This window comes from Paenibacillus sp. 32352 (assembly GCF_002042965.1).
GTDB lineage: Bacteria > Bacillota > Bacilli > Paenibacillales > NBRC-103111 > Paenibacillus_S > Paenibacillus_S vulneris.
The window spans coordinates 229227-252128 of record NZ_MZNT01000013.1 but is presented as its reverse complement, the minus strand read 5'-3'; the positions used below and the strand labels follow the sequence as shown (position 1 = coordinate 252128).

The following is a 22902-nucleotide window of genomic DNA, read 5'->3' as shown; positions in this document are numbered from 1 at the left end:
TTTGGAACCGCCGTATGCGGACCCGCATGTACGGTGGTGTGAGAGGACGGGGGTTAATCACCCCCTCCTACTCGATTAAGGTTAAGGGAGATAGCTGCGAAGCACGGTCATGGATCCGGTCAACGTGTAGTTTCCCAGATTGGCCGGGATCAAATAGCATTCTCCAGGCTTGACGGCAAGCTCTCCATCGGCCCATTGGATAGTGCCGGTGCCGTCGCAGATGATGTGAATCACAAAGCTTTCTGTAGTGGTTTGCAGTGCCCAGGCTTGCTCCACCTTGCCTTTTTCCGTAATGAAGAACGGAGAGCGTGCCAGCGTAAGCCATTGATTGGCGCCCGCAAGCTCGGTTTTCATATAGGAGGAACCCGAGCCTTCGTAAGCGATAACGTTCAAGGAGTCTTCAATGTGAAGCTCACGCGGCTTTCCATCAAGCCCCAAGCGATTGTAATCGTATAAACGATAAGTGCTGTCCGAATTTTGCTGGATTTCCGCTACCAGAATTCCTGCGCCCAGCGCGTGAACCGTACCTGCAGGGATATAGAAGGAGTCTCCAGCTTCAACCGGGATTTCACGCAAGCAATCCAGAATGCGGTTTTCCTCAATGGCTTGAGCCAATTGCTCGCGGGTTACTCCGTCGTTCAGCCCGTAAATAATTTTGGCGCCGGGCTTGGCATCGAGAATATACCACATTTCCGTCTTGCCGAGCTCTCCTTGCGGAAGGCGATCGTAATGGTCATTCGGATGCACCTGAACGGATAAGTCGTCCTGGCAGTCCAGCAGCTTGATCAGCAGAGGGAAACGGCCGTTTTTCTCGGAGAAGCCTTTGGTGCCGAACAGCTCTTTGCCATATTGCTCGCGAATTTGATCCAGGCCCATGCCCGCAAGCTCGCCATTCACCACCTTGGTTGTGCCGTTCGGATGATCTCCAATCATCCAGCCTTCGCCTATCGGGCCATCGGGCAGCTTCAGGCCGAATTGCTCCAGGGCACGGCCGCCCCAAACACGCTCTTTCATTTCGGGTTGAAATAATAATGGATATGGTTTCAATGCATTCCCTGCTTTCTAAGGTTTTTCCAATTTTTTAGTAGCATTATATCAGCTCGATTGTCTTTTTTCTACCGCCAGTAAGTAAGGTGGGCTGTTATGCCGGTTAAGGAAGCGATATTCCAGGACCTGGTACTGCTGCTGCGGAAGCTGTTCGACCCATTGATGAACGGCTTCGGCTTCAAGTCCGCCGCCTTCATGCCCGGTGTACAAGGCAATGGTCAGAATCCCTCCGGCACGCAAAACGTCCAAAGCGCTTTGCAGCGCAGGGATGGTGGATTCGGGCTTCGTAATCGTCTCCTGGTCGGCGCCCGGCAAGTAACCCAGATTGAACATGACAGCCCCGACGTGCCCATGCGCCGCTATAGGCAAAGTGTCTTTGAGCAACGCATGGCTGCGTAAATGCAGCTGGACCGAGGAGCCCCCGGGCACCTCTTTGGCAACACGCTGCTCCGTCAGAAGCAGGGCTTGCTCCTGAATATCAAAGGCGTGAACGGTTCCTCGCGGACCTACGCATTTGGCTAAAAAAACGGTGTCGACCCCATTGCCTGCCGTAGCATCCACTACGGTCTCGCCTGGAGCGACACGTTCCTGTATCAGTTTATGGGCAAAGCTTAGAATGGATAAGAAACCCATTGGAGCCTCCAAAATATGACTATAGTCTCAATAATAAAATAAGTTCAAAGGATCATTACCGTTAAAAAAATTACATAGTTTTAAAACCTACATATTCTATAGAAGAAACACGATTTATTTGCCTCCCCCCGCCATAGGCGGAGTGAGAAGATCCTGTACCGGAGGGACGATAGGCGATTTGCTGCCTTCTCCCGACGGCGCAGGGGACGGAGTTGCCTTAGGCGGCTCCTTAAAGGCTGAGGCCGGCAAGGATGGCGTTACCGGCTCGGTGGGCTTAGGCGCTTCGGCCACCGTCTGCGGGGACGGCGTCGGCTCCTTCAACGCCGGTGTCTTTGCCGGCGGCAGCGTCGGCTTGTCCGCTGCCGGCTTCTTCGGCGCGCCCGTCGCCGCGCCGCCGCCGCTTGCTGCGCCATGGCTGGGCGCAGCAGGCTCTTCCGCTGCCGCCGGAGGGGCAGCGATCGCGCTGTCGCCGCCAGCGGTGGTGCCGGACGCTGTATCGTCCGGCTGCTCCGCCTTTGGCGGCGAGACCAGCTCGCCCGTGTCAGCAGGCTTCGCGGGCGTCGGGCTTTCCTTCGGCTGCGAGGCAGGCTCGCTGGTGCAGCCGGAGATCATCGCGGCGGTGACCAGCGCCGCTATCCATGTCTTTTTCACGAAGCATTGCTCCTTTCGTCATGTACATCCTTGGTCGTTTCCCGTCATCTTCTTTCTCTGTATAATGATGGCTTGTATATTCATGACCTGTCTTTATTCCAATATTTACCCTGCCAAGTATCGCGTCTTCTCAGCTCTTGATCGAATGCGTTCAGAACCTCCCATTTCTTCAGGCTCCACATCGGTCCGATGAGCAGATCCCTCGGAGCATCTCCGGTAAGCCGGTGAACGATCATTTCCGGAGGCAATATTTCCAGCGTATCGACGACCAGCTTCACATACTCGTCCTTTTCCAGAAATTGCAGCAAACCGGCTTCGTACTGCTTGACCATCGGAGTTTTGCGCATCAAATGGAGAAGATGGATTTTGATGCCCTGCACATCCATTTGAGCCACGGCCCGGCCGGTTTCCAGCATCATTTCATGCGTCTCGCCGGGAAGCCCGTAAATAATATGGGCGCAGGTGCGAATGTTATGCTTGCGCAGCTTGGCTACCGCATCCAGGTAGCATTCCGTGTCATGGGCCCGGTTAATTAACTGCGAGGTAGATTCATGAATGGTTTGGAGTCCCATCTCTACCCACAGGTACGTTCTTTCATTTAATTCCGCCAAATACTCGACGACGTCATCGGGAAGGCAATCGGGTCTTGTAGCAATCGATAATCCGACAACTCCTGGCTGCTCCAGAATAACCTCGAAATATTCCCGAAGCACCTCTACCGGGGCATACGTGTTCGTATAGGCTTGAAAATAACCGATATATTGGGCTTCGGGCCATTTCTTATGCTGCAGATCCCGAATTTTGTTGAATTGGGTCACCAGATCGTCGCGGCGGCTGCCGGCAAAATCTCCCGACCCCCGTGCACTGCAGAAGGTACAGCCTCCTGCCGCAATAGATCCGTCCCGGTTGGGACAAGTAAACCCTGCATCCAGCATAACCTTGAATACTTTCGTACCAAACTGCCGGCGCATTTCCACGTTCCAGGTATGAAACCTTTTATCTCCCCAGCTTGCAGGAATAGGTGATATTGCCGCTTGCTTCATCTATAGTGAACTCCTTTATAGTTGTATGAGCTTAACCTCGGAAGTCCCTTAGGGAGCGGAATTCGAGGATCTTCGACCTCTTTATTTTATCGCAAAAACGCATGCTTTGCGAATTTTTCCTTGACAAAAGCTCCTATCGCCCGGTGAGGATATTTATTTCATCAAGGGACCATGCTAAAGGTGCACCAACAAAACCAAGCTGCGAAGGGAGATTACAACCACATGAACAAGCTTAGTAAAACCGTTATGACCCTGGCTCTTACTGCTTCTTTGGGATTTGGGGGACAAGCTTTTGCCGAAGCATCCACTTCGACTTCGGGTACTTCGACTACTTCCGGTACGGGAACGACCTCGTCGACTACCGGCAACTACGGCACTTATAATGTGGATACGACCTCTAGCACAGGCGTTTCGGGTACGGGTACTACCGGTTCCAGCACTTATGGTACCACTGGTACTACTACCGGGACTAATTTAAGCACGACGGGTTCCACTACAGGAACTTCCACGACACCTGACGGCACCTACACGAACAATGCCACAAGCACTAGCACGCCTACCGGAACTGGGACTGGAACGGGAACTTATAGCAGCAACAATTTGCTGAACCGTATGAATACGTATGGAAATACGTATGATCACACGTACAGACCATATGGCTACGGCGGAAATTACAACACATCCAGCTACCGTGCTAACGCGGACAATACGACAAGAACAGGCTCCGGCTGGGGCTGGTTAGGTTTGCTTGGTTTGCTGGGCTTGGCAGGACTTCGCAACAACAACCGTAACGAGTCTAATGCAAACGACCGTTAATTCGGGCACCCTATGAGCCATTTGATGTTTCCATCCGGAGATCACAAGATGCTCGTGGAGCTTACGGTTAAAGAAGCTTGGGCGCTCAGTATGGGTACTCACTTCTGGGAACAGCCGAGGCTGGCCGCCGCGGCTCGTAAAAAGGTGAGAGAAACGATGGAAGCTCAGCTGTTTTCCGAACAGACCAAAGTGGATTATCGCCTTCTCGAAGTATGATATCCGGCTTATATCGGTCCATGCAGTGCAGGTTGCATGGACCGGTCTTTTCTTTACCGGCAATTCAGAGTATAATTCTCACTGAACTGAAATTGAGATTGCAGTTTTTTGGAGGATGACGATGCGTTTACGTGGTAGAAAAGGGATCAGGGAAGCGTTGGAGGCACAACCGGGTCTTATCCTATTAAATCCAGCGGCTTATAAAGGCAAATGGAAGGAATTGTTCGGCAATGACAAGCCTATTCATGTCGAGCTGGGAATGGGGAAGGGCCGATTTATCAGTCAGCTCAGCGCCTTGAACCCCGATATCAATTACATAGGCGTCGATATGTACGACGAACTGCTGAGAAGAGCGGCTGAGAAGGCGCAGCTTTCCCGTGAGGAGCACGGCGGGACTCTGGACAATTTGAGACTGGCGCTTTTTAATATTGAAAAGATCGAGGATATTTTCGATACGAACGAATTGGAACGCATTTACTTGAACTTTAGCGATCCTTGGCCCAAAAAACGTCACGCGCGGCGCCGTTTGACACATTCCGGCTTTGTTCGCAAATATATCGATATTTTAAATGACCTGGGCGAAATTCATTTCAAGACAGATTCGCGTTCCTTATTCGAATTTTCATTGAATTCTTTTGCCGATATGGGACTTCGAATGCGTAACATTTCTTTGGATCTTCACGCGGAAGGACCGCGAACGGATTTGGTTATGACGGAATATGAAATGAAGTTTCATGATAAGGGAATGAATATTCATCGCCTTGAGGTCGTTATCGGCTCCGCTGCTTTAGAGAACCATTTGCGTCAGCTTGAGCTGAACGAACGGCAGGAGAAGAACGTGGAAGCTTCTGATGACGCGGAAGAGGATTAATATAGGAAAAGCATGCTGAGCCCAAAGGCCCGGCATGCTTTTTTTCATCGGCTAGAATATCTTCGCAACATATAGCTCCGGTCATTGATATGATAAACGGGTAGGGACCCGGCTCCGGAGTCTTTTAGCGGCTTGCATTCACTAATTCCATAATGGCACTCGGGCAATCTGCGGGCTTATAGCTGTTTATATACCGGTTCAGCAGGGCTCTTCTTTTTTGGACCTCCGGGTACCGGTCTATCAGCAGCTGAAACCAATGGTCGATCGTTTCCGCAGACTTGATCCGCTCGCCGAAGCCGTGCTGGGTGAAATACTGCAGGTTTTCTTCCTCCTGGCCCGGAATCGGTGTATAGAAGAGCATGGGGATTCCTTTGGCCAGTCCTTCCGTGCAGGTCATTCCTCCGGGCTTCGTAATTAATAAATCCGACACGTCCATCCATTTATCTACTTCTCTCGTGAACCCCATTAGTCTTATATTCTCGTGCCTGAACCTTTCGTCCTCGGATAAAAGGCCTAGAGCCTTGTCATTTTTACCCAGGCAAATAATCAGCTGTATTTGGTCGCGCCAACGGGTGAAGTACTGCATAAACTCCGTATTGTGAATCAAGCCCCAGCCTCCGCCCATAATAAGGACCGTGGGCATAGCCTTAAGCTGAAAGCGGGCCCGGAGTTCCTCGCGGTTATGCCTCTCCCAAAAGTTGGGGTGGACCGGGATGCCCGTAACCTCGATCGCCTCGGCGGGAACGCCGCGCTGGAGCAGCTTATCTTTTACGGCGGGAGTCGGTACGAGGTATTTGGTTACCTCGGGGCTGACCCAGGTGCCATGAACGTCATAATCCGTTATCACCGTGCATAAGGGAACATCTAAACCGGCCCGCTTCAGCCTGGAAATTACGGCGCTTGGAAGCGGATGCGTACATACGATAGTGTCGGGGCGGAGGTGATTGATGACCTCGGCGGCATGGGAGTAAAAAATCCGATGTAGCGCCAGCCGGGTAAAGCGGTTCAATGATTTTTTGTATTGGTAGCGGTACATGAGGCCGTATAGTTTAGGCTGTTTCGTGACGGTTTTGCGATAGGCCGTCAGAATCCATGAAGCCAGTGTGGGATGCAAAAAAGTACCAAGCTCCATAACGCGGGTCTGAATATCGGGAGAGAGCATACGAAGGCCTACAGATAAAGCGTGAGCAGCTTGCGTATGTCCGGCACCGAAGCCTTCGGATAATAACAAGACCCTTTTTTTACTCATAGGCTCTTCACCATACCTTGTGCCAAATGGTTTACATAAAGTGAACATAGTCCCTATTATGCCCAAATCATTACCCGAATATCGGCGCGGTGACCAATACGGCAGTCATTGCGATCAAGAACCCGGCCAAGCAGTCGGATGGATAGTGGAGTCCTAAATATATACGCGACAAGCTTACAAAGAATGCAAGCGGAATGAAAATAGTTCCCAGCCAGGGGGCGGCATAAGATATCGGTGCGGCGAGGGAAAAAATAGCGGTTGTATGGCCGGACGGAAAGGAAGGATCGGTCAGCGGCTTTTTGCATGTATTCGTGTCGGGAAGAACAAGATAAGGACGAAGCCGCGGGTAGGCTCGTTTTATAATCGCAACGGGGATGTGGCTGAGTGCCAGAGCGACACAGCAATGGACCCCGGCCATTCTCCAGCCGTCCTGCCCGAATAAGGTCAAGCCCAGGGACGCCAGGATCGTCATCGTCGCGCCGCCCAGGTGGGTTATCGTATTAAATACATAATCGAGTACTTTGTGCTGAAGCCGCTGATTGACCCAACGAAACAGCCGCTTTTCATGAAACTGAAGCCAGAGCATGACTTTGCTCATTGCCCCTTCCTCCTTCAAAAATTGGGATAAGCTCAAGATAGCGAACATATACATAAGTGTAATCCCCTTTTGTTAATGGAATATCAATTCCATAATAAAAAGGCTCCAATCATATTTAACGCTGCGTTAATGCTCTTCTAACAATGGGCGACCGCTTGTATAGCCCAGAAGCTCTACGGGGTCCTCAAACGGCATTTCCTATCACGTCTGGGCTATTCGGGAGACGTGTTCCGAACGTTTAATGGACAGGCCACCTGACAACCTGTGAGCTTCTATGAACGAACAAGCCTCCCTTTTCTCCTGTCGATTATGCAACATTTTTAGAAGAGTTGAGGGTTGGAGACGGAAACATTCGTCAATTTGGATAGCGGGTGCTGGTGCCGTGTTGCGGTTTTGCCGGACAGGCCCATCAGACCTAGACTGTATGAGTGCACAAGCCCGTCATTCGGATGATTAGAATGGCTCGCGGCAGGGTAAGGAATTATGAAGTGCCGCCGCATAGGCATCCTTATGTCCTTTTGGGTACATTTTCCACAATTTGTACACGACGTTGAATTGTTGTATCATAGTAGCGTATGCCGTTCCCGTAATCCGCGGCAGGGAGGCATACAGCTTACGCAGTCGTGGGATCACATGCAAGTACCTGCTTGTACAAGCGCAAGTTGAAGGGACAAGCGGCTTCTGAATCCGTTAATTGCCCGGATGCTGCAGCTGCTAAATCATGCTAAACTGAAAAAAAGCTGAAAATCGATGAAAATGAGATGTAAAAGCTGGTTGGCAGAGAGCTTTGTTTAATTTGCCTTGTTTTTGACCGTATAGCTCATAGATCTGACTAAAAGGAGCTATCAGGGGCTTTTGACAAAACGGGGCAAAGAGAGGAAAATCATATTCGGCTACCCACACAAATCCAAAAGAGACCATCGAAGTTCATAACTATAGAGAGTAGAGAGAGAAAAGACTTTGAGGTACATAAAAAAGGGGGATTTATGATGCTGGACAATGTAATACTAGGCATTCAGATTGTCTTGGCGTTAGTCGGAGGATACCAGCTTTTTTTGACATGCTTTGGTTGGTTCCGGCGCAAGCCTAAAGCGCAGCATGCACCGCAAAAGTCTTTTGCCATACTGGTTGCGGCTCATAACGAAGAACAAGTCGTCGGAGCGCTGATCGATAACCTGAAAAACCTCGATTATCCGAAAGAATTGTATGACGTTTTTGTAATTTGCGATAACTGTACGGACAAAACCGCAGACATCGCCCGGAACATGGGCGTTCATGCCTGCGAGCGCAACAATCCGAAGCTTCGCGGCAAAGGTTTTGCCATTGAATGGATGCTGAAGGAGCTCTGGAAGATGCCCCGCAGCTATGATGCGGTCGTTATGTTCGATGCAGACAATCTGGTGAACCCTGATTATTTGAAGCACATGAACAATGATCTGTGCAATGGTTCCCGTGTTATTCAAGCTTACCTGGATACCAAAAATCCGAACGATTCCTGGATTACCGCAGCTTACGCGGTAACCTACTGGTACTGCAACCGCTTGTGGCAGCTGCCTCGTGAAAACCTGGGACTGGCTAATTTCCTTGGCGGAACGGGCATGTGCTTTGAAACCAATCTCCTGAAAGAGATCGGCTGGGGCGCTACAAGCCTGGTGGAAGACCTGGAATTCACTATGCGCTGCGTGCAGCGCGGCATTAATCCTACGTTTAACTATGATGCGAAGGTTTACGACGAGAAGCCTCTGACCTTCAAGGCATCGGCAAGGCAGCGTTTGAGATGGATGCAGGGACACTTTGATGTCGCCCGCCGCTATTTCTTCCCGTTGTTCTGGCAGGGTCTGAAGGAAGCCAGCTGGGCCAAGATCGATACGGCCGTATACGCGCTGAATGTTTATGTCATTCTGATCGGCTCTATCGTTTCCATCGCGTTGTGGATCGATATGATGATGCCGGGCATTCCTTCACTGAGATCGCTGTTCGATTATGCGCCGGCCCTGTTCACGATCGTTGCTATTGTCAGCTACGTCCTGTTCCCGTTAGCGCTGATTATCGAAAAGGCGTCCTGGAAAACCTGGATGTACCTGATCACGTTCCCTGTATTTATGCTTTCCTGGTGGCCGATTACGGTGTACGCGTTCTTCACGCAAAACAACAAGCAATGGAGCCATACAGAGCATACAAGGGTCATTCGATTGGAAGAGGTTCAAAGCAAGCAGGTCAGCTAGCTTACAATTTGCGAACTTGTTGACTTCCTAAATAGAATATGATATGATTCTTTGGTGCAAAAGAAGAAGCGCCCGCTTCTCACCTGACCGACTTGAAGTTGGCTGGTTATAAGCTAAAGTGAATGTGGAATGAAATCGATCACTTGAACCTTAACAGACGTGGGCCCATTGTGCCCGCGTCTTTTCTTTTTTAGCACATAGGAACTGTTTTTGCTTTAGCGAAAACTCACTCCTATTGGCGCATAAACCAACCTCTGGGTGCGGTCGTTCATTTGAAAGATCCCCATAGAGGCTTATCTCACAATCCTAATGGAGGTGGCAGGTTATTAGTACAGAGCATTTAATTAACGATGAAATTCGGGCGAAGGAAGTTCGTCTGATCGGTGCGGATGGGGAGCAGCTCGGGATCAAGCCGATTCGCGAAGCGCTTCAAATTGCTGTGGATGCCAGTTTGGACTTGGTTAACGTTGCCCCAACGGCGAAGCCGCCGGTGTGCCGGATCATGGATTACGGGAAGTACCGCTATGAAATGCAGAAGAAAGAAAAGGAAGCCCGTAAGAACCAGAAAGTCATCGAAATTAAAGAAGTTCGCTTGAGCGCCACGATTGATGAGCATGACTTTCAAACGAAGCAGCGCAACGTCGTGAAGTTTTTGAATGATGGCGACAAGGTCAAGCTGAGCGTCCGTTTCCGCGGTCGTGAAATCGCCCATGCTAGCATCGGGCAAAAAGTGCTTGAGCGGATGGCAGCCGAAGTGGAGGAACTGTGCATTGTTGAGCGCAGACCGAAGCTGGAAGGCCGCAGCATGATCATGATTTTATCGCCGAAGCAGCAAGTATAATTTATAAGGAGGACTACACGTCATGCCAAAAATGAAAACACATAGCAGCTTGAAAGGCCGTTTCAAGATTACAGGTACAGGCAAAGTGAAAAGATACAAAGCTTACAAAAACCACCTGTTATCCGGTAAATCCGCACGTCAAAAGCGTGTTCTTGCTACTAACCCGGTTATGGCTGCAGGCGACGTAAGACGCTTGAAACAGCAACTGGCTAACATCAAAGGTTAATTCGTAATTTTATTCTACTTAAACTTTGGAGGTAATGAATCATGGCAAGAGTAAAGGGCGGGTTCGTAACTCGTCGTCGTCATAAAAAGATTTTGAAATTGGCTAAAGGTTATTTCGGTTCCAAACACCGTTTATTTAAAACAGCTAACGCGCAAGTTATGAAATCCTTGCTGTATGCATACCGTGACCGTCGCCAGAAAAAACGCGACTTCCGCAAATTGTGGATCACTCGTATCAACGCAGCAGCTCGCATGAACGGCTTGTCCTACAGCAAATTCATGCACGGCTTGAAGCTGTCCGGCATCGAAGTTAACCGCAAAATGTTGGCTGAGCTTGCCGTAAACGACATCACTGCGTTTAACGATCTGGCTACAGCAGCTAAGCAAAAAGTTAACGCCTAAGCGTAATAGTTCAAAATCGCTTCCCTTGACTTGGTTCAATGGGCAAGCGATTTTTTTTTGCTGCATAGACCCCAACCATTTCGCAGCTCCCCGCAGCACCTGAACAGCTTCGATGCCATTCCCAGCTATCATAGGAATTATTCGTGCACCCCATTTCCAGTCCCTGTGGCACCGCGTCAGCGGCATCGATGGCTTTGTGGGGCTATCCCAAAAAATGCGAACGATCATCATGGGAATGGCACTTGACTCTTCGGATGTTTCGGCATATAATGATTGAAAAGTACAACTTGCTGAAAACGGCAATGATGAGGACGAAGTTATAAGGGCTCTTATGTTCAGAGAGCAGAGGATAAGCTGCAACCGATGCCTTAATCCCTTATGTACGAGCTCACCTCGGAGCTGTTTCCCTGAAAAGTATGCCGGCTGTAATGGCTTAGCTAGTAGGGGGAATCGGAATAGCACACGTTACCGTGCTGAAGGTATGCTTGCCGAAGGATGGCTTCATACCTGCTAAGGTTGTTTGCTGTGAGGCAGATAACAAACTCTGGGTGGTACCACGGAAGATTAGAACCCCTTTCGTCCCTTCAGACGCACTTTGTCGGCGTTTGGGATGAGAGGGTTTTTTTGCTTTTGTACGATGCTGTCCATACAGCCGTACTTCGAATACGTCACAGACGTTTTCTCATTTTTCGAGAGGAGGAAAAAATCATGATCGTTCAAACCACTCAAAAGTCAAAAGAACAATTGCGTAAAGAGCTGCTGCAGCCGGATGTCATCACAGGGTCGGAAATGTTACTGCGTAGTTTGCTGCTGGAGGACGTAGATTGCGTCTTTGGTTACCCGGGCGGGGCGGTTTTATATATTTACGATGCGATGCACGGAAATAAGGATTTCAAGCACCTTCTGACACGCCATGAGCAAGGAGCTATTCACGCGGCTGACGGCTACGCCCGTTCTACAGGTAAAGTCGGCGTCTGTATCGCCACTTCCGGTCCGGGGGCTACCAACCTCGTGACGGGGATTGCGACAGCTTACATGGACTCGGTGCCTTTGGTTGTTATCACGGGGAACGTAGCGACCTCGGTGATCGGAACGGACGCTTTCCAAGAGGCTGACATTACCGGTATTACGATGCCGATTACGAAGCACAGCTATTTGGTTCGCGACGTTAATGATTTGCCTCGGATCATCAAGGAAGCTTTCCATATCGCTTCTACAGGACGTAAGGGTCCGGTATTGATTGATATTCCGAAGGACGTGTCGAACGACAAAGCGCCTTTCTATTATCCCGACAAAGTGGACATTCGCGGCTACAACCCGACCGTTCAGCCTAACAAGCTGCAGGTTGACCGTATGCTGGAGGCTATCGCCGAATCTGAACGTCCGGTTATTCTGGCAGGCGGCGGGGTTGTATACTCCAACGCGTCAGAAGAGCTGCTGGCCTTCGCTGAGAAGACACGCATTCCGGTAACGACGACGCTGCTCGGCCTGGGCGGCTTCCCAAGCGCTCATGAGCTGTGGATCGGCATGCCGGGGATGCACGGAGCTTATGCGGCCAACAATGCTCTGCAGAACTGCGATCTGCTGATCAGCATCGGCGCACGCTTTGACGACCGGGTCACGATGAAGGTAAACGGCTTCGCTCCGAAAGCGAAGAAAATCGTCCACATCGACGTGGATCCGGCGGAAATCGGCAAAATCATCGAAGCCACGATTCCTTGCGTCGGCGACGTAAAAGCCGTTCTGCAGCTTGCGCTGCAAAAAGCGAAGCCTGCCAGCTCGGAAGCCTGGATCAAGGAAGTTCAGGAGAACGTCAAAAATCGCCCGCTGCGCTACAAGGACTCCGATACGGAGCTGAAGCCGCAATATGTCATCGAGATGATTCACGAAACGACAAAGGGCGAAGCGATCGTATCGACCGACGTAGGCCAGCATCAAATGTGGGCCGCCCAATACTATAAATTCAATCATCCGCGCTCCTGGATCACTTCCGGCGGATTGGGCACGATGGGCTTCGGATTCCCGTCTGCTATCGGTGCGCAGGTAGCTCACCCCGACCGTTTGGTCGTATCGATCAACGGCGACGGCGGTATGCAAATGTGCTCGCAAGAGCTGGCGATCTGCGCCATCAATAACATCCCTGTCAAAATTGCCGTTATCAATAACCAAGTGCTGGGTATGGTGCGTCAATGGCAGGAAATTATCTACGACAACCGTTACAGCCATATCGACCTGGCGGGAAGCCCTGACTTCGTCAAGCTGGCAGAAGCCTACGGCGTCAAAGGCTTGAGAGCAACGAACAAAGAGGAAGCGCGCCGTGCTTGGCAGGAAGCTCTGGACACCCCGGGTCCGGTACTCGTCGAATTCGTAGTCCGTAAAGGTGAGAACGTGTATCCGATGGTTACACAGGGCTCGACGATAGATGAAATGATAATGGGGGATTCGGAATGAATTACAGACATACCATTTCCGTACTAGTGAACAATCAACCCGGCGTCCTGCAGCGCGTATCCGGCTTGTTCGGACGCAGAGGCTTTAACATCGAGAGCATTACGGTGGGAGAATCCGAAGAAGCGGGTCTCTCCCGTATGGTTATCGTAACGACCGGCGACGAGAAGACGCTCGAGCAAGTCTCCAAGCAGCTGTATAAGCTGATCGACGTCATTAAAGTCGTTGACTTGAGCTCGAACCCTATGGTTGCACGTGAGCTTGCTTTGATCAAGGTGAGTGCGGAGCCTGGCGCTCGCCCTGAAATTCTGGGCGTAGTCGAAACCTTCCGTGCCGCGGTTGTCGATATCGGCCCGTCCTCGCTGATCGTTCAGGTGGTCGGGGATTCCGAGAAAATCGACGCTATGGTCGAGCTTCTGAAGCCTTACGGCATTCGCGAGCTGTCCAGAACCGGTGTTACCGCCATGATTCGCGGGTCGGTGAAATAGTCATTATTTTTCTGTTGTAGGGAACCATTACTAACGGTACAATGACCCTTGTGAGTGGGGGCTAGAGCGGATCACTTTAGGGCTTGAAATCATTGCAGCGGTCCTTGGCCGACAGGTCGTCCGTTGTATCGCCCACTCACAGGGTTTTTAAACAAAAGGAGGAGCTATTATTCATGGCAGTTACAACTTATTATGAAAAAGACGCTGATCTGAACGCACTAAAAGGGAAAACAATCGCAATTATCGGTTACGGTAGCCAAGGACATGCCCAAGCGCAAAACCTGCGTGACAGCGGTCTGAAAGTTATCGTCGGTCTTCGCCAAGGTAAATCCTTCGAGCAAGCGAAAAATGATGGCTTCGAAGTATTCTCCGTTGCGGAAGCAACCAAATTGGCTGATGTAGTTCAAATCCTTATGCCGGATGAAACTCAAGCTAGCGTATACCATAACGAAATTGAGCCGAACCTGAAACAAGGCGCAACGATCATGTTCTCCCACGGTTTCAACGTTCACTTCGGCCAAATCAATCCGTCTGCTGATAAAGACGTATTGCTGGTAGCGCCAAAATCCCCAGGTCACATGGTTCGCCGTGTATACGTTGAAGGTTTCGGCGTACCTGGCTTGATCGCTATCCACCAAGACGCAACAGGCAAAGCTAAAGAAATCGGCTTGGCTTATGCTAAAGGTATCGGCTGCACACGTGCAGGAGTTATCGAAACTTCCTTCCGTGAAGAAACCGAAACAGACTTGTTCGGTGAGCAAGCAGTTCTGTGCGGCGGCGCATCCGCATTGGTTAAAGCAGGCTTCGAAACTTTGGTTGAAGCTGGCTATGCTCCAGAAATGGCTTACTTCGAGTGCTTGCACGAGCTTAAATTGATCGTTGACCTGATGTATGAAGGCGGATTGGCTACAATGAGACATTCCATCTCCAACACTGCTGAATACGGCGACTATGTAACAGGTCCTCGCATCATTACGGAAGAAACTAAGAAAGCAATGAAAGAAGTGCTTTCCGATATCCAACAAGGTAAATTCGCTCGCGACTTTATCTTGGAGAACCAATCCGGCCGTGCTTTCTTGACAGCTACCCGCCGTCTGGAATCCGAGCATCCGTTGGAGCAAGTAGGTTCCCAGCTGCGTGAAATGATGCACTGGATCAAGAAGTAATTTTTCGTTCCGCATAATATAGAGTATGAATCAAGTCGGCTTGAAGACACGGGAATGCAGGGGGGAATATCCTCCGGCTTTCCCATCTTCAAGCCGTCTTTTTTTTGATACTATGCAACTTTTACATTTCGGGACTTAATGCAAAGTACTTGAATCAGCTTCGATGCCAAGGCATCGTTCGTGGCGTTATTGTGCTTTTAATCCGGCCCTTAATGGCAGCTGTCGTACCTCTATGATGGTCATGGACATTGATAGGGGTGTTTTATGATGCCTGACGATTATCCCTCCTGGGGATATGCCCTATTCCTCTAAAAGCCCAATCCCTCTGCAAGCGTCTATCATAAAATACATCAGTTCCTTAAGAAGGGAGGATGGGAGCTATGGGAGGATTCGGATTAGGAGGAGTTGGCTGCGGCTGTGGAACAGGAGTAGGCGGCGTCTTTACTAGCACTGGCACTATCCTGGTACTGTTCATTTTGCTGGTTATCGTGACGAGAGCGTGCTTCTATTAATAGAAAGAGAATTGGCTCGCACGAGAACATGCCTTTGAGCTGCAGCGCATAGAATAAAACAACAGCAGCCTTCGAATACAATCGAGGGCTGCTGTTTCTTTGTACGCCGAACACAGCAATCACAGCACTTTATGAATAGCTCGGTTCAACCGTTCGATACCTTCCATCATCTGCTTTGTATCGGTATGCGTAAAGTTCAAACGCATCGTATTATGCTTAGGCTCATCCGCGTAGAAGCTGACACCGGGCACAAAAGCTACCCCTTCTTCTACGGCGAGCTTAAGAAGCTCTTCTGTGTTTATGTGCTCCGGGAGCTCCACCCAAATGAACATGCCGCCTTTGGGCTCGATCCAGCGGGCGCCGTTCCAATCCTGCTGCTGCAGCAGCTCGACCATTTGACGCATGCGCTTCTCATATTCCGTACGTACCAGGTCGATATGTCCATAAAGATCGAAATGCAGGAACAATTGGTGCAGAGCTTGCTGGTCCATCGAGCTGGAATGCAAATCAGCGGCCTGCTTCGCGCGCGTCATATGGCGGATAACCTGAGGATCCCCGATAGCCCAGCCGGTGCGTAGAGCAGGGGCTACGATCTTGGAGAAGGTGCTCGTATAGATGACGCAGCCGTTCGGATGCTCGTCCAGCGCGAAGAGCGATGGCAGAGCCTCTTCACCTCCAAAGCGCAATTCGCCGTAAGGATCATCTTCCAGGATAAGCACGTTATTGCGCTTACAGATGTCCAGAGCGCCCTTGCGGCGTTCCAGGCTCCATGCTTTTCCGGAAGGGTTGGAGAAGGTAGGGATCACATAGATCAGCTTAGGATTATACTGCTGAATCTTATTTTCCAAATCGGTTAGATTCATGCCGTCGTCGTCACAATCGACAGAGACGATGCGCGCCTGGCGGGATTGAAAAATTTGAAGAGCCGCCAGGTAGGTGGGACGCTCTACCAGGATCACGTCGCCGGGATCTACATACACCCGCGTCAACAAGTCAATAGCTTGCTGAGAGCCTGTCGTAAGAAGCATATCATCGATGCCGACATGGATTTGCTTGCGCTGTAAGTGGCGGCTGATGCTTTCGCGAAGCGGGGTGAACCCTTCGGTCAGGCCGTACTGCAGCACCTGCTTGCCTTCGTCGAACACCCGCGAGAAGGCATCCCTTACAGCATCAATAGGGAAATACTGCTCGTTCGGCAATCCCCCGGCGAGGGATATAATGGACTTGCCTTGGGTCAGCTTCAAAATTTCCCTTACTGCCGAAGATTTGAAGCTTTCCGTCGTATCGGAGAATCGGTAATCCATACACAAGCTCCTTTATCATATGACATATATTTTTCAAAGTATTGTAAACCTTTGGTACCGGGATGACAAGCTTCTTTTTGCAAGGGCAATGAACTCCATAAGCGGCATTCCACAGAAACGGCTGTCAGAGGGTCTCTCTTTGTTATTATAGGCAATTCCTATGACGATCATAGCTTTTATATCTTTGTCACAGGGGGCTAAATATGGTACAAAGAATATAATACTTAAAGTGTAGGAGTGAACCTAATGGCAGACGTTAAAAAAATCGCTGTAATCGCCGGGGACGGCATCGGACCTGAGGTTGTAGCTGAAGCTGAGAAAGTGTTGAAGAAGACGGAAGAGGTGTTCGGCTACCGTTTTGAAACCGAGCACGGCTTGTTCGGCGGGATCGCTATCGATGAGAAGGGAACTCCGCTTCCTCAAGAAACATTGGATCTATGTAAAAAAGCCGACGCTGTGCTGCTGGGTGCAGTTGGCGGTCCTAAATGGGATAACAACTCTAAAGAGCTTCGTCCGGAAACAGGGCTTCTCGGCATTCGCAAAGCGTTGGGGCTTTTCTCCAACATTCGTCCGGCCGTAATTTTTGATTGCTTGAAGGATGCTTCCACTTTGAAGCCGGAAGTATTGGAAGGCACCGACCTGATCGTTGTGCGTGAATTGACAGGCGGTATTTACTTCGGCGAGAAGTTCCGTCGTGAAGGCGCTAACGGACAAGAAGCGGTAGATACCTGCGTATACAACGTACAAGAGGTTGAGCGCATCGTGCGTCAAGCTTTTGAAATTGCAAGAACCCGCCGCAAAAAGCTGGCTTCCGTAGATAAAGCGAACGTGCTTGAAACATCCCGTCTGTGGAGAGAAACCGTAAACCGTATCGCTCCTGACTATCCGGATGTAGAGCTCGAGCATGTATTGGTTGACAACTGTGCTATGCAATTGCTTCGTCGTCCTTCGAGCTTTGACGTTATCGTAACCGAGAATATGTTCGGAGATATCTTGAGTGACGAAGCAGCGATGCTGACAGGCTCTATCGGCATGCTGTCCTCCGCATCTCTTGGCGAAGGCGCATTCGGCTTGTACGAGCCGGTACACGGTTCCGCTCCGGATATCGCGGGTCAAGGCGTAGCGAATCCGATCGCAACGATTCTTTCCGTAGCCTTGATGTTCCGTTTGACTTTCGGCTATCATGATGCTGCTGAAGCTATCGAGCGTGCGGTAAAAGAAGTTCTTGATGCCGGACATCGCACAGGCGACATCGCTGTAGACAAGAGCAAAGCGATCGGTACGACCGCTATGGGCGATCTGATCGTGAATGCGATCCGTAAATAATAGGTTATAAAGGCACCCAAGGGCAGGTCTGGAGCCGATGTATCATCAATTCCGACTCCAGCGTCCTCTGTATTGCATTTATAAATAGATTCATCATAGTGAAGACTCTTCCATCTGCAGGGGATGGTTAAGGGTCTTCATTGTTTATGGCATGAAAAAGTAATGTGAATTATAATCATTATTAATAAGTAATTGTTATAATATTGACTTTCCCTGGGGCGTTTGGTACGATTTTACATGAAAAACAAGCGTTAGGGGAGGACATGATCCAATGGCAGAACGTTTGGTAGGTAAACAAGCGCCGGATTTCACAATGGAAACTGCAGCAGGCAACGGCCAGGATTTCGGCAAAGTATCTTTGTCCGATTACAAAGGCAAATGGCTGGTATTGTTCTTCTATCCGTTGGACTTCACTTTCGTATGCCCAACCGAAATCACGGCTCTGAGCGAAGCCTATGCTGATTTCCAGAAGCTGAACACAGAAGTTCTTGGCGTATCCACCGACAGCATTCATTCCCACCGTGCATGGATCAACACGCCAGTGGATTCGAACGGCCTGGGCAAGCTGAACTTCCCATTGGCATCTGACTTGACTAAAAAGGTTGCTCGCGACTATGGCGTGTTGATTGAAGAAGAAGGTATTGCGCTTCGCGGCCTGTTCATCATCAGCCCGGAAGGCGAATTAAAATATCAGGTAGTTAACCACAACGATGTCGGCCGCAGCGTAGAAGAAACATTCCGCGTGATGGAGGCTTTGCAATCCGGCGGTCTGTGCCCAATGAACTGGAAAAAAGGCGACAAGCACCTGGTTGCGAAATAAGCTCCGGTAGTTCGGTTTTGAATACTTGTATTTCAAAATCTCCCTCTGGTCTGCTATACTGCAGCTAGAGGTTTTTTTTAATTGTCAGACAGGAGGAAACGGCAAGTGGAAGTATTACATAACTTGAAATACAGCGAAAATCACGAATGGGTTCGTGTGGAAGGCAATCGGGCGGTTATCGGCATGACCGATTTCGCGCAGGAAGAGCTTGGCATGATTGTGTTCGCAGAGCTTCCCGAGGTGGGGGATACGCTCAAAGCTGGAGAGCCGTTCGGAAGCATGGAGTCGGTCAAGACCGTGTCCGAGATGTACGCGCCGATTTCCGGCAAAGTTATCGACATTAACCGCAAGCTGCAGGACAACCCGGGCGTTATCAATTTGTCCCCGTACGACAACGGCTGGATGATCGTGGTGGAGATCGCGGATCCTGCTGAGCTGGACAAGCTGTGGGATGCAGCGAAGTATGAAGCAACCTACGGGCATGAATAAGAAGAAAGCGGCTCCTCAACTAATGCATAAAGCATAAGGTGAGGAGTTTTTTTCAAAGTAAAAGCGGCTGGTAACCAAACGATGTGGTTAGGTATGGCATATAAAGGATATTCCTGACGCTAGACAAAGGCTCGGAGCAAAAAATATGGCGTTCATTCCATGTTGACCAGGCTTCTCTGTATTTACAACGTAACAGTGTTATGTTACACTGTGTTTGTGAGATCATGACTTTCATGCTTCATTATAGCATTCACAGCTTACTTCTAACCATTTCACCTACTCCTTACTTGTGAAAGCCGATTGTAATTTGAAACATTGTTTCGTTAATTAAGCTTACTAGAGATTGTAAATTTGAGGATATGCAGAATGGGGCATACCATGAAGATGGAGGGAACGGGATGGAACATTATAACGATCAGGATATCGTCATTGCAGGCAGCGGAACATCGGGCGGAGGCAGCTTTCGAAACGTCAAGATTGACGGATTCGGAACCTTGCTGAGCGACACCAAATGCATGGAGTTTCAAGTCAATGGCAAAGGGGGAGTCAAAGGTCAATTGCACGCGGAGGACGCCATTATCAGCGGAACCTGCCGCATAGAAGGCAATGCCGAAGCGTCCCGATGGAAGGTCAGCGGGGAGGCCAAGATTGACGGCAATCTCGCTTACCGTGAGCTGGACTGCAGCGGTTCCGCCCAAATCAAGGGCAGCGCGGCCGGCGACCATGTTCGCGTTGAAGGCGGACTTCAAATCGATGGCGACAGCGAAGCGGAAACCTTCGAGGTGAAGGGGACCGTTCAAGTCGGCGGGCTGTTGAATGCTGGACGCATCGATATTACCATGTACGGCCCTTGCCGGGCACAGGAAATCGGCGGAGAGAAGATTACCGTGCGCCGGAGCGGGCTGAAGTCGCTGTTGAACCCTTTTCTGCCCAAATTCGCCGCCAAACAGTTGACCGTCGACATCATAGAAGGCGACGATATTGAATTGGAGTACACGACAGCCAAAATCGTGAGGGGCAACCGGATCAAGGCAGGTCCGGGCTGTGTAATCGAAAGAGTGGAGTACAAGGAAGCTTTGGTTTCCGATCCTCAGGCGCAGATTCAGGAAGCGAAGCAAGTGTAGGCTTCCGCCATCGCCCTCACGGCTGGCCCATTACACAATAAAAGCCTGGATTTCCCCGCAAAAGTAACGGGTGAGTCCAGGCTTTATCTATTGATGGCGACTTAGTTGCTTTAAGCTTTAGTAAGCTTCTGGTACTTCTCCATATATTTGACGACTGTAAGCACATAGGTCGCATGTGACCAGGTGAGAGGAGCCACCGATACGGGGCTTCCGTCGAACGGATCGAGCTGCTCCGACAGGATGCCGCTTTCCATAGCGTGCTTCACGACCCATTCCAGCGTACGGCGCGGTCCTTCGAGCTCGGCCAGCGTCTTGGCATACTCGATCTCCCATTCGGCAATCCAGAGCGTACAGATGATCCATGGATTCCCTGGGATGTTCTCGATGTCGGAAGAACGCTGGAAGTAATAGTCGTGGTAATATCGCGCTACGCCGCCGATATCGGTCTTAATCGTCAGGCGGTCCCGGTTCGTTTGCATCGTACGGACGACTCGATGATCGTCGGCAGGCAGGACGCCGAATTCGAAGATGCCGAATACGCTGCTCTCGAAGGTTCTATCCTTAACCCATTCTCCGTTCTCGAGATAAAGGCCGCGGACAAAGCGCTGCTCTTCGTCGTCCCACAGATGCTTCAGGATGCCCGCTTTGATCCTCTCTGCGGTGTGCTTGTACCTGCTGCTGCGTTCCTCGTCGCCGAACAGGCTGCAGAAGTTTGCGGCGGCAATGAGCCCTCCATATACGGCGGAGGCCGTAAACGTATAGATCCCGTACCGTTCCTCCCACAGGTCGTAGCTTGGCTTCGGCAGGTTCAAATCCTGATCGATGTAAGTCGACATGAAGCGGGCCGCCCGGCGGATCAGGGTACGGTACAAAGACTGGGGAAGCTCGATGACGCCGTGCTTCAGAAAATCCTGCCATAACGCGAACAAGACCAGCGCGGTTTCGTCTTCCTGGATCGGAAGCTGTGTCTTGCCTCCATGAATGTAAGGATGCCAGCTGGAGCCGACCGTTCCGTCCGGGTTGTATTTGTGCTGCAAATACCCCTCCGGCGACAGCACGTTGGCACAGAAATGGAAGAAGGGCGTTACCATGCCTTGATAGCCGGCCATGGACATGGCATAGGCGATTAAAGCGCCGTCACGCGGCCACATGTAGCTGTAGTGGTCCCTGTTACTCTGCATAATGTCCGAGTCATTGGCGGCGATGATCGCTCCGTTGACGTCGGTCTGCGTTCTTACGATCAGCAAGCTTTGCTTATAGAGGCGCACGACCTCCGGGCTGAGATCGCCGTAATCGCGCTCGGATTTGTTAACCCAGCGCTGCCAATACACCTTGATGCGGTCGAGCAGCTTGCCGGGATGGCTCTCCTTCACATAGGCGTCGAGCTTTTTGACCTCTTCCAGATTTTTGCCTGCCGTCATCCAGTAATACATAATTTCATCGGCATGAGGGGGCACATGGAGCCGGAAGCTGATGGTACTGTCGACGGAGCCTTGCGCAATAGCGTTGCCCATCAAGTGGCCGTCCTCGGCATCCCGCCAAGTGCCCTCGGCATTGTAAAACCGTTTGACCCCGGTAATGTACTGATAGATGCCTTCCGGACCCGTACTGCCGCTGAACATGAAATATTTATCTTTTTTATAGTGAAATACCGTATTATTGATCGGATAATAAGCGGCTGTATCGCCGACTTCGGTTTCGTTAATAACGAGGTCCTGGTTGAAAAATATACGTACCTCGCGCACTTTATCCCATTGGTTGTGAATTTGTACCCGTTTTAAATAAATGTCCTCCCTCTGATGCACCCCGTCGTTAATCAGCAAAGTAATGCCTAACCGGGCATTCTCGGCAGTGACTTCGGTGATCAGGGAATCCTCGGCATAGGCTAACCGGAATGACCAATCCGGATCATTCAACCAGGTGAAGGCTCCGTCGACCCATAGACCGATTCTGCATTGGTACCCTCCGACGTGGTTTAATTGCCCTACATAGGGATAATATAAATCTCTCATGTACGTTTGACGGTCTAAGTTGATCAAAAACTTGCCGTTTCCGATGACTAAATGTCTTGGCAATCCACCCACATCCTTTATTTATCTGGAGTGTACTTTCATCCATTAGCGTACCTTTTTCTGCCAGCGCGGTCAATCCTCGCCGGTTCCTTTTGTATGGATCCGTACATCCATCTTTTTTTCTCCATGACGGTTTCTCTATTACTCTACTATTTCCTATAATGCGGGAACTATACTTATATAAGGGGCTTAACGGGCAAAAATAAAATCTCCACCCTAAAGCGGAGACCGGAAAACCCCGAGTGAAACCAAGGGTATGTATCCCCATGCCGGATATATAAAGCCTTCGGGTCATCATCACGTACGCGGGCTTTAGCTCCCATGCATGAGATCGGT

The 22902-nt window shown here is 50.3% G+C and carries 24 protein-coding genes and 1 other annotated feature; of the genes, 16 read left to right on the top strand and 8 right to left on the bottom strand.

Features of this window, described 5'->3' with window-relative positions; all coding sequences use genetic code 11:
* Positions 1-81: 81 nt before the first annotated feature.
* Together B1728_RS27200 and mnmM are read right to left on the bottom strand one after the other, a co-directional pair.
* Positions 82-1047 carry a type I phosphomannose isomerase catalytic subunit gene (locus B1728_RS27200; RefSeq protein WP_079913565.1) on the bottom strand — a complete coding sequence of 322 codons (966 nt, stop codon included), beginning with the start codon at positions 1045-1047 and terminating at the stop codon, positions 82-84.
* 48 nt (positions 1048-1095) lie between these two features.
* Positions 1096-1680 carry a tRNA 5-(aminomethyl)-2-thiouridylate-methyltransferase MnmM gene (gene mnmM, locus B1728_RS27195; RefSeq protein WP_079913564.1) on the bottom strand — a complete coding sequence of 195 codons (585 nt, stop codon included), beginning with the start codon at positions 1678-1680 and terminating at the stop codon, positions 1096-1098.
* A gap of 142 nt (positions 1681-1822) precedes the next feature.
* On the opposite strand from mnmM, the gene B1728_RS35915 reads away from it, so the two are divergent.
* Positions 1823-2524, top strand: coding sequence for a hypothetical protein (locus B1728_RS35915; protein ID WP_144028026.1), 702 nt, complete (start codon positions 1823-1825; stop codon positions 2522-2524).
* On the opposite strand, the gene mnmL is transcribed toward B1728_RS35915, so the two are convergent.
* Positions 2412-3374, bottom strand: a complete 963-nt coding sequence (gene mnmL, locus B1728_RS27185) for a tRNA modification radical SAM protein MnmL/YtqA (protein ID WP_079913562.1) — start codon at positions 3372-3374, stop codon at positions 2412-2414. The genes B1728_RS35915 and mnmL overlap by 113 nt on opposite strands.
* 222 nt (positions 3375-3596) lie before the next feature.
* Here mnmL and B1728_RS27180 point away from each other — a divergent pair, with 222 nt between their 5' ends.
* The 3 genes from B1728_RS27180 to trmB all read left to right on the top strand — a co-directional run bounded on the left by B1728_RS27180 (position 3597) and on the right by trmB (position 5277).
* Positions 3597-4190 (top strand): WGxxGxxG-CTERM domain-containing protein, encoded by a 594-nt coding sequence (locus B1728_RS27180; protein ID WP_079913561.1) that lies wholly within the window; start codon positions 3597-3599, stop codon positions 4188-4190.
* A 48-nt stretch (positions 4191-4238) separates the two neighbouring features.
* Positions 4239-4406 carry a hypothetical protein gene (locus B1728_RS35910; RefSeq protein ID WP_256865526.1) on the top strand — a complete coding sequence of 56 codons (168 nt, stop codon included), beginning with the start codon at positions 4239-4241 and terminating at the stop codon, positions 4404-4406.
* A gap of 121 nt (positions 4407-4527) precedes the next feature.
* Positions 4528-5277, top strand: a complete 750-nt coding sequence (trmB, locus tag B1728_RS27175; RefSeq protein WP_079913560.1) for a tRNA (guanosine(46)-N7)-methyltransferase TrmB — start codon at positions 4528-4530, stop codon at positions 5275-5277.
* 124 nt (positions 5278-5401) lie between these two features.
* Here the strand turns inward: trmB and B1728_RS27170 are convergent, their stop codons facing one another.
* The 3 genes from B1728_RS27170 to B1728_RS35905 all read right to left on the bottom strand — a co-directional run bounded on the left by B1728_RS27170 (position 5402) and on the right by B1728_RS35905 (position 7757).
* Positions 5402-6526: an MGDG synthase family glycosyltransferase gene (locus B1728_RS27170; protein ID WP_079913559.1), complete on the bottom strand. Its 1125-nt coding sequence runs from the start codon at positions 6524-6526 to the stop codon at positions 5402-5404.
* Between the two features lie 70 nt (positions 6527-6596).
* Complete coding sequence (locus B1728_RS27165) at positions 6597-7124, bottom strand: phosphatase PAP2 family protein (RefSeq protein ID WP_079913581.1); 528 nt, start codon at positions 7122-7124, stop codon at positions 6597-6599.
* A 453-nt stretch (positions 7125-7577) separates the two neighbouring features.
* Positions 7578-7757, bottom strand: a complete 180-nt coding sequence (locus B1728_RS35905) for a hypothetical protein (RefSeq protein ID WP_144028024.1) — start codon at positions 7755-7757, stop codon at positions 7578-7580.
* 356 nt (positions 7758-8113) lie between these two features.
* Between B1728_RS35905 and B1728_RS27160 the strand changes: the two genes are divergently transcribed.
* The 8 genes from B1728_RS27160 to B1728_RS36995 all read left to right on the top strand — a co-directional run bounded on the left by B1728_RS27160 (position 8114) and on the right by B1728_RS36995 (position 15431).
* Positions 8114-9349: a glycosyltransferase family 2 protein gene (locus B1728_RS27160; protein WP_079913558.1), complete on the top strand. Its 1236-nt coding sequence runs from the start codon at positions 8114-8116 to the stop codon at positions 9347-9349.
* Between the two features lie 54 nt (positions 9350-9403).
* Positions 9404-9541 (top strand) — a sequence feature (ribosomal protein L20 leader region).
* Between the two features lie 133 nt (positions 9542-9674).
* A complete protein-coding gene (infC, locus tag B1728_RS27155; protein ID WP_036746454.1) occupies positions 9675-10190 on the top strand; it encodes a translation initiation factor IF-3 in 516 nt (171 codons plus the stop codon).
* Between the two features lie 22 nt (positions 10191-10212).
* Positions 10213-10416 carry a 50S ribosomal protein L35 gene (gene rpmI / locus B1728_RS27150; RefSeq protein WP_079913557.1) on the top strand — a complete coding sequence of 68 codons (204 nt, stop codon included), beginning with the start codon at positions 10213-10215 and terminating at the stop codon, positions 10414-10416.
* 41 nt (positions 10417-10457) lie between these two features.
* Positions 10458-10817, top strand: a complete 360-nt coding sequence (gene rplT / locus B1728_RS27145; RefSeq protein ID WP_079913556.1) for a 50S ribosomal protein L20 — start codon at positions 10458-10460, stop codon at positions 10815-10817.
* Positions 10818-11525: 708 nt separating this feature from the next.
* The gene (ilvB, locus tag B1728_RS27140; protein WP_079913555.1) at positions 11526-13268 is read left to right on the top strand and encodes a biosynthetic-type acetolactate synthase large subunit; all 1743 of its coding nucleotides are present in this window, start codon (positions 11526-11528) and stop codon (positions 13266-13268) included.
* Positions 13265-13753: an acetolactate synthase small subunit gene (gene ilvN, locus B1728_RS27135; protein WP_079913554.1), complete on the top strand. Its 489-nt coding sequence runs from the start codon at positions 13265-13267 to the stop codon at positions 13751-13753. Before ilvB ends, ilvN begins: the two co-directional genes overlap by 4 nt.
* A gap of 173 nt (positions 13754-13926) precedes the next feature.
* On the top strand, positions 13927-14919 hold the full coding sequence (ilvC, locus tag B1728_RS27130) for a ketol-acid reductoisomerase (RefSeq protein ID WP_079913553.1): 993 nt from the start codon (positions 13927-13929) through the stop codon (positions 14917-14919).
* A gap of 380 nt (positions 14920-15299) precedes the next feature.
* On the top strand, positions 15300-15431 hold the full coding sequence (locus tag B1728_RS36995; RefSeq protein WP_256865525.1) for a hypothetical protein: 132 nt from the start codon (positions 15300-15302) through the stop codon (positions 15429-15431).
* 119 nt (positions 15432-15550) lie between these two features.
* On the opposite strand, the gene B1728_RS27125 is transcribed toward B1728_RS36995, so the two are convergent.
* Positions 15551-16735 carry an aminotransferase-like domain-containing protein gene (locus tag B1728_RS27125; RefSeq protein ID WP_079913552.1) on the bottom strand — a complete coding sequence of 395 codons (1185 nt, stop codon included), beginning with the start codon at positions 16733-16735 and terminating at the stop codon, positions 15551-15553.
* A gap of 246 nt (positions 16736-16981) precedes the next feature.
* Here B1728_RS27125 and leuB point away from each other — a divergent pair, with 246 nt between their 5' ends.
* The 4 genes from leuB to B1728_RS27105 all read left to right on the top strand — a co-directional run bounded on the left by leuB (position 16982) and on the right by B1728_RS27105 (position 20494).
* Entirely contained in the window at positions 16982-18061 is a 1080-nt protein-coding gene (gene leuB / locus B1728_RS27120) for a 3-isopropylmalate dehydrogenase (RefSeq protein WP_079913551.1), read from the top strand.
* Between the two features lie 271 nt (positions 18062-18332).
* Positions 18333-18881: a peroxiredoxin gene (locus B1728_RS27115; RefSeq protein WP_079913550.1), complete on the top strand. Its 549-nt coding sequence runs from the start codon at positions 18333-18335 to the stop codon at positions 18879-18881.
* Between the two features lie 105 nt (positions 18882-18986).
* Positions 18987-19370, top strand: a complete 384-nt coding sequence (gcvH, locus tag B1728_RS27110) for a glycine cleavage system protein GcvH (protein ID WP_079913549.1) — start codon at positions 18987-18989, stop codon at positions 19368-19370.
* Positions 19371-19768: 398 nt separating this feature from the next.
* Positions 19769-20494 (top strand): polymer-forming cytoskeletal protein, encoded by a 726-nt coding sequence (locus tag B1728_RS27105; RefSeq protein WP_179136229.1) that lies wholly within the window; start codon positions 19769-19771, stop codon positions 20492-20494.
* A 110-nt stretch (positions 20495-20604) separates the two neighbouring features.
* Here B1728_RS27105 and B1728_RS27100 read toward each other — a convergent pair whose 3' ends face one another.
* On the bottom strand, positions 20605-22569 hold the full coding sequence (locus tag B1728_RS27100) for a glycoside hydrolase family 15 protein (protein WP_179136228.1): 1965 nt from the start codon (positions 22567-22569) through the stop codon (positions 20605-20607).
* Between the last annotated feature and the right edge of the window lie 333 nt (positions 22570-22902).

Coding starts and splice junctions, on each gene's coding strand:
- B1728_RS27125 (WP_079913552.1), bottom strand. CDS start 16,735: ATGGATTACCGATTCTCCGATACGACGGAAAGCTTCAAATCTTCGGCA.
- B1728_RS36995 (WP_256865525.1), top strand. CDS start 15,300: ATGGGAGGATTCGGATTAGGAGGAGTTGGCTGCGGCTGTGGAACAGGA.
- ilvN (WP_079913554.1), top strand. CDS start 13,265: ATGAATTACAGACATACCATTTCCGTACTAGTGAACAATCAACCCGGC.
- B1728_RS35910 (WP_256865526.1), top strand. CDS start 4,239: ATGCTCGTGGAGCTTACGGTTAAAGAAGCTTGGGCGCTCAGTATGGGT.
- B1728_RS27170 (WP_079913559.1), bottom strand. CDS start 6,526: ATGAGTAAAAAAAGGGTCTTGTTATTATCCGAAGGCTTCGGTGCCGGA.
- leuB (WP_079913551.1), top strand. CDS start 16,982: ATGGCAGACGTTAAAAAAATCGCTGTAATCGCCGGGGACGGCATCGGA.
- B1728_RS27160 (WP_079913558.1), top strand. CDS start 8,114: ATGCTGGACAATGTAATACTAGGCATTCAGATTGTCTTGGCGTTAGTC.
- mnmM (WP_079913564.1), bottom strand. CDS start 1,680: ATGGGTTTCTTATCCATTCTAAGCTTTGCCCATAAACTGATACAGGAA.
- ilvC (WP_079913553.1), top strand. CDS start 13,927: ATGGCAGTTACAACTTATTATGAAAAAGACGCTGATCTGAACGCACTA.
- B1728_RS27115 (WP_079913550.1), top strand. CDS start 18,333: ATGGCAGAACGTTTGGTAGGTAAACAAGCGCCGGATTTCACAATGGAA.
- trmB (WP_079913560.1), top strand. CDS start 4,528: ATGCGTTTACGTGGTAGAAAAGGGATCAGGGAAGCGTTGGAGGCACAA.
- rplT (WP_079913556.1), top strand. CDS start 10,458: ATGGCAAGAGTAAAGGGCGGGTTCGTAACTCGTCGTCGTCATAAAAAG.
- B1728_RS27180 (WP_079913561.1), top strand. CDS start 3,597: ATGAACAAGCTTAGTAAAACCGTTATGACCCTGGCTCTTACTGCTTCT.
- mnmL (WP_079913562.1), bottom strand. CDS start 3,374: ATGAAGCAAGCGGCAATATCACCTATTCCTGCAAGCTGGGGAGATAAA.
- B1728_RS27165 (WP_079913581.1), bottom strand. CDS start 7,124: ATGAGCAAAGTCATGCTCTGGCTTCAGTTTCATGAAAAGCGGCTGTTT.
- ilvB (WP_079913555.1), top strand. CDS start 11,526: ATGATCGTTCAAACCACTCAAAAGTCAAAAGAACAATTGCGTAAAGAG.
- rpmI (WP_079913557.1), top strand. CDS start 10,213: ATGCCAAAAATGAAAACACATAGCAGCTTGAAAGGCCGTTTCAAGATT.
- B1728_RS27105 (WP_179136229.1), top strand. CDS start 19,769: ATGGAACATTATAACGATCAGGATATCGTCATTGCAGGCAGCGGAACA.